General features: G+C 71.9%; 3 protein-coding genes and 1 pseudogene. 3 read left to right on the top strand and 1 reads right to left on the bottom strand.

The features are described 5' to 3' along the window. Nucleotides 1–150 precede the first annotated feature (150 nt). Nucleotides 151–1,986, top strand: a complete 1,836-nt coding sequence (locus B9S61_RS00975; RefSeq protein WP_103540472.1) for a glycoside hydrolase family 15 protein — start codon at nt 151–153, stop codon at nt 1,984–1,986. 3 nt (nt 1,987–1,989) lie between these two features. On the opposite strand, the pseudogene B9S61_RS00980 reads toward B9S61_RS00975, so the two are convergent. Next, nucleotides 1,990–2,958, bottom strand: a pseudogene (locus B9S61_RS00980) (hypothetical protein). A gap of 204 nt (nt 2,959–3,162) precedes the next feature. On the opposite strand from B9S61_RS00980, the gene B9S61_RS00985 reads away from it, so the two are divergent. Together B9S61_RS00985 and B9S61_RS00990 are read left to right on the top strand one after the other, a co-directional pair. Beyond that, nucleotides 3,163–5,403 (top strand): cation-translocating P-type ATPase, encoded by a 2,241-nt coding sequence (locus B9S61_RS00985; RefSeq protein WP_103540473.1) that lies wholly within the window; start codon nt 3,163–3,165, stop codon nt 5,401–5,403. 117 nt (nt 5,404–5,520) lie between these two features. Further along, nucleotides 5,521–6,110 (top strand): phosphatase PAP2 family protein (locus tag B9S61_RS00990; RefSeq protein ID WP_181007178.1); only part of this gene is annotated, 590 nt, incomplete at its 3' end.

The following is a 6,110-nucleotide window of genomic DNA, read 5'->3' on the forward strand; positions in this document are numbered from 1 at the left end:
GCTCTGCCGTCGGTGCGGCGCCCGGGTGGGTATGTCAGGGGCGGAGCGGGGTGCGGGCGGGCGACAGGGAGCCGCCGCCCGGCACCGGACCTAGGCTGGAGTGACGTGGCGCAGAGGTGACGGTGTGCGCCGCCGGCCAGGGAGGCTGCGATGGACGGGACGGCCAGGGAACGGGACGCGTCCGCAGCGCCGCGGTACACGCCGATCGCCGATCACGGGCTGATCGGTGATCTGCGCAGTGCGGCGCTGGTCGGGATCGACGGCACCGTCGACTGGTACTGCTGCCCGTCCTTCGATTCGCCGAGTGTGTTCGCCGCGATCCTGGACGCCGAGCGGGGCGGCTGCTTCGAGCTGGCAGCGGCCGTACCGGCCCGCACCAAACAGTTCTACTTCCCCGACACCAACGTCCTGATCACCCGTTTCTTCACCGAGGACGGAGTCGGCGAGGTGCAGGACTTCATCCCCGTCGACGACGATTCGACCGGGGAGCGCCCGCACCGGCTGATCCGGCGGGTGCTGTGCGTACGCGGCTCCGTGCCGTTCCGGACCCGGGTGGCACCGCGCTTCGGCTACGGCGTACACCCGCACACCGTGCGGCCGGCCGGCGACATCACGGTCTTCGCATCCCGGGACCTGTCCCTCGCCCTCACCGCGACCGTCCCGCTGGAGACCCGCGGACCGGATGTGCGAGCCGAATTCAAGCTGGCCGAAGGCGAGACGGCCGTCCTCACCCTGGAACAGTTCGACGCCGACGCGCCGCCGCACCGCTGTGAGTGCGGGGAGGCGGAGCGGGAGTTCACCGCGACGGTGTCGTACTGGAGGCGCTGGCTGTCCTCGTCGCGCTACCGGGGGCGATGGCGGGAGATGGTGCACCGCTCCGCCCTCACGCTGAAGCTGCTCACCTACGCGCCGACGGGCGCGATCGTGGCGGCGCCGACGACCAGCCTGCCCGAGGATCTCGGCGGGGAACGCAACTGGGACTACCGGTACGTCTGGGTGCGCGACGCGGCGTTCTGTGTGTACGCGCTGCTGCGGCTCGGCTTCTCCGAGGAGGCGGAGGCGTTCATGGCGTTCGTCTCCCGGCACATCAGCCCGGGCGACTGCAAGGGATCCGGCCCGCTGCAGATCATGTACGGGATCGACGGCCGCACCGATCTCACCGAGCACGTACTCGGCCATCTGGAGGGCCATCGCGGCTCGGCGCCGGTGCGGGCCGGAAACGCCGCCGCCGACCAGTTGCAGCTCGACATCTACGGGGCGCTGATCGACTCCATCTATCTGTACGACAAGTGGGCCGAGCCGGTCTCCAGCGAGCAGTGGGACCATGTGACGGCGCTGGTGGACTGGGTGTGCGCGCACTGGGACCAGCCCGACGAGGGCATCTGGGAGACGCGCGGCGGGCGGAAGAACTTCCTGTACTCGCGGCTGATGTGCTGGGTGGCGATCGAACGGGCCATCCGCATGGCCCACCAGCGCGGTCTGCCCGCCGACCTCCCCCGCTGGCGGTCGAGCCGGGACACCATCTACCGGCGGATCATGAGCCGGGGCTGGTCCGCGTCACGGCAGGCGTTCCTGCAGCACGAGGGCGGGGACGTCCTGGACGCGGCGGTCCTGATGATGCCGATGGCGAAGTTCATCGCACCGACCGATCCCAAGTGGCTCTCCACGCTCGCATCCCTCACCGAGGAGCTGGTGTCCGACTCACTGGTCTACCGCTACGACCCGCTGGCGAGCCCGGACGGACTGCACGGCGACGAAGGCACGTTCTCCATCTGCTCGTTCTGGTACGTCGAGGCACTGACGCGGGCCGGACGGCTCGACGAGGCGGCCCTCGCCTTCGAGAAGATGCTGACGTACGCCAACCATCTCGGCCTGTACGCCGAGCAGATCGGCCGCACCGGGGAGCAACGGGGCAACTTCCCGCAGGCGTTCACCCATCTCTCCCTGATCAGCGCCGCGTTCACCCTGGACCGTGCCCTGGGCTGACGCTCAGTGCCCGTGGTCGTCGGAGTGCGGCGGTGTGCTGCTCGGAGGGGTCTCGGCCCCGGTCTGCGCCGCTCCGGCCCGAACGGTGAACGCCGCGGTGCGGGCGACTCCGTCGTGCTTGAAGTCCAGGAACAGCCGGTAGCTGCCGGTGCTGGGCGCGGTGGCCGTGAAGGAGACCTCCGGTCCGGGGTCGGTCCGGCCGTCGCCGGGTTCGCCCTGCGGATGGACGTGCAGGTAGGCCAGGTCTCCGGAGCGCAGGGCGACCAGGTGGCCGTAGGCGCCGAGGTAGGGCTGGAGGTCGGTGACCGGTTCTCCGTCCCGCGAGACGCTCAGACGCAGTTCACTCGCCCGGCCGGGTCGCAGCGAGCCGGTCAGCTCGACTTCGTAACCGTCGACGCGGGCGGTGCCGGCCACCGGGGGCAGGTCCTGTGGCCGGTAGGAGCCAGAGACCGCGAGGTCCGCCCCGAGGGTGAGGTTCTCCGCGCCCTCCTCCGCCGGGGTGAAGTCGGCGAAGACCCGGCATCCACCGGCCCGGGGCAGGTCGGCCGGGATGCTCCAGGTGCCGTCGGCGACCCGGGTGGGGTGCAGGTGGCGGTACGTGAGCAGGTCGCGGGAGGCGACGATCAGATGGAGTTCCCTGCCGTGTTCGGGGCGGTACTCGGTGACGGCGCGTCCGTGGTCGTCCCGCACGGTGAAGCGCAGCTCGGCGCGGTGTCCGGCCGTGATCCGCGGGGTCCGCAGATCGAGGGTGTAGCCGCCCTCGGAGATCTGGAGCCCGCCGGCCGGCGTGCTGTCGTGGCCGGCATGACCGCCGCCTTCCTTCGCCCCGGGTCACGGCGAGGCGTGCCGCTCGTCGTGCGCCGGCGCACGCTCGGCGGCAACCGGGTCGAGGCTCTCACCGATGCCGTAGGCCGTGCCGAAGGTGGCGGCCAGGGCGGCGGCGAACGCGGTGACTTTCAGTCCGGTGTTCATGACCGTCTCCTCGAGACAGGGACGCACGGCTCACACAGAGCCGATCCATGAGCTCATCATACCCCTGGGGGGTACGCAGTCAAGCCACTCGACCACTTGCGCTGCATACCGAAGGGGGGTATACAGAAGCCTTACAACGATACCCCCTCCCCGTATACAGCCGACCGCCACCAGGGTCGGCGTCACCGTCACAGGAGCCCAGTGATGACCGTCCGTACAGCCGGCGCCGAGGCCGGGGTGGAACTCGCGATCGGCGGCATGACCTGCGCCTCGTGCGCCGCGCGGATCGAGAAGAAGCTCAACCGGATGGAAGGCGTCACCGCCACCGTCAACTACGCCACCGAGAAGGCCCGGATCAGCTACCGCGGTGAGGTGACCGTCACCGATCTGATCACGACCGTCGAGGCCACCGGGTACACGGCGCAGGAGCCGGCACCGCCCGAACGGACGGCTCCGGAGACGGACGAACTGCAGGGGCTGCGCCACCGGCTGATCACCGCCGTCGCACTGGCGGTGCCCGTCGTGGCGATGGCGATGGTCCCGGCGCTGCAGTTCGAGTACTGGCAGTGGCTGTCCCTGACGCTGACGGCGCCCGTCGTGACGTACGCGGCATGGCCCTTCCACAGGGCCGCTCTCACCAACGCACGGCATGGCGCGGCCACCATGGACACACTGATCTCGGTCGGTACCTCGGCCGCGTTCCTGTGGTCGCTGTGGGCGCTGTTCCTCGGAACGGCGGGCACCCCGGGGATGACGCACCCGTTCGAGCTGACCATCGCCCGCTCGGACGGCGCCGGGAACATCTATCTGGAGGCGGCGGCGGGTGTCACCGCGTTCATCCTGGCCGGCCGCTACTTCGAGGCACGTGCCAAGCGGAAGGCGGGCGCGGCACTGCGGGCGCTGCTGGAGCTGGGCGCGAAGGACGTCACCGTGCTGCGTGCCGACGGACGTGAGGCGACGGTCCCCGTCGCCGAGCTGGCGATCGGCGACCGCTTCCTGGTACGCCCCGGCGAGAAGATCGCGACCGACGGGACCGTCGTCGAGGGCTCCTCGGCGGTGGACGCCTCGATGCTCACCGGCGAGTCCGTGCCGGTGGAGGTGACCGCCGGGGATCCCGTCACCGGGGCGACCGTCAACGTCGGCGGACGCCTTGTCGTGACGGCCACCCGGGTCGGCTCGGAGACCCAACTGGCCCGCATGGCGCGTCTGGTGGAGGACGCGCAGCACGGAAAGGCCGCCGCGCAGCGGCTCGCGGACCGGATCTCCGCCGTCTTCGTGCCCGTCGTCATCGCCCTGGCCCTGGGCACCCTGGGCTTCTGGATCGGCAACGGCGCCGGCCTCACGGCCGCGTTCACCGCCGCGGTGGCGGTCCTGATCATCGCCTGCCCGTGCGCCCTCGGGCTGGCCACGCCCACCGCGCTGATGGTCGGTACCGGCCGCGGGGCCCAACTCGGCATCCTCATCAAGGGACCCGAGGTCCTGGAGTCCACCCGCCGCGTCGACACGGTGGTCCTCGACAAGACCGGCACGGTCACCACGGGCCGGATGGCCCTCCTGGCCGTGCACACCACCGCCGGTACCGGGGAGACCGACGTACTGCGGCTGGCGGGCGCGTTGGAGCACGCCTCGGAACACCCCGTGGCCAGGGCGGTCGCCGAGGGGGCGCGGGAGAGGCTGGGCGGGCTGCCCACACCGGAGGACTTCGTGAACGTACCCGGCCTCGGAGTCCAGGGTGTGGTCGACGGCCACGCGGTCCTCGTCGGCAGCGGCCGGCTTCTGCGGGAATGGTCCCTGGACCTGCCGGGCGACCTGGCCCGGGCCAGGGACCGCGCCGAGGAGGCGGGGCGCACCGCCGTGATCGCCGCCTGGGACGGGGAGGCGCGTGCGGTCCTGGAGATCGCCGACGCCGTGAAGGACACCAGCCCGGAGGCCGTCCGCCGGCTGCGGGCACTCGGGCTGCGGCCGGTCCTGCTGACCGGTGACAACAAGGCGGTGGCCCGTACGGTCGCACGCGAGGTCGGGATCGCGCCGGAGGACGTCATCGCCGAGGTGCTGCCGCAGGAGAAGGTGGACGTCGTCAAGCGGTTGCAGGGGCAGGGCCGTTCGGTCGCCATGGTCGGTGACGGGGTCAACGACGCGGCGGCGCTGGCACAGGCGGATCTGGGTCTGGCCATGGGCACCGGCACGGCCGCCGCGATCGAGGCCGGTGACCTGACCCTGGTCCGAGGGGACCTGCGGACCGCCGCGGACGCCATCCGTCTCGCCCGCCGCACCCTCGGCACCATCCGGACCAACCTGTTCTGGGCGTTCGCCTACAACGTCGGCGCGCTGCCGCTCGCGGCGGCCGGGCTGCTGAACCCCATGATCGCGGGGGCGGCCATGGCCTTCTCCTCGGTCTTCGTGGTCGGCAACTCCCTGCGCCTGCGCACGTTCCGGGCGGCCTGATCCGGCGAACGGCCGGGGCGGGCGGGCCCCTCGTGTGGTTGCGTACCGTGGGCACCTGGTGATTCCCGCACCACGGTGCGGGTACGCCACTCCACGATGCCACTGCGGGAGAGACAGATGAGCGAGCCGCCCACCACCGCCCAGGACGTCACCCGTCCGCTCACCGAGCCCGTACCGCCGGCCGACGGACTGCGCAGGGTCGTCTCCGCGGTACTCGGTGATCTCAGGGCGGTGGACGGCGCCCTGTACGCGGCGGTCGCGGCCACACCGACGCCGACCCTCGACCGGGCGCTGCGCCGCCTCTCCCACACGGCGGACCACTCCAAGATCTCGTTCGCCATCGCGGGCGCGCTCGCGCTGGCCGGGTCACGCCCGCGCCGGGCGGCGCTCGCCGGGGTCGGAGCCATAGCGGTGGCCTCGGCCTCGGCCAATCTGCTGGGCAAACGCCTGGTGCGCAGGGACCGGCCGGACCGGGAAGCGGCGCGGGTGACGGTGGACCGGCACGTACCGATGCCGACGTCGGCGTCGTTCCCTTCCGGGCACACCGCGTCGGCGGTCGCGTTCGCCACGGCGGTCGGCACGGTGGTGCCCGCGGCGTCCGTGCCGCTGGGGGCGCTGGCGGGGGCGGTGGGATACTCCCGTATCCATACGGGGGTGCACTATCCGGGCGACGTGGCGGCGGGGGCGGTGCTGGGCATCGCCAGTGC

The sequence above is a fragment of the Streptomyces sp. SM1 genome (genome assembly GCF_002910825.1).
In the GTDB taxonomy this organism is placed as follows: Bacteria; Actinomycetota; Actinomycetes; order Streptomycetales; family Streptomycetaceae; genus Streptomyces; species Streptomyces okerensis.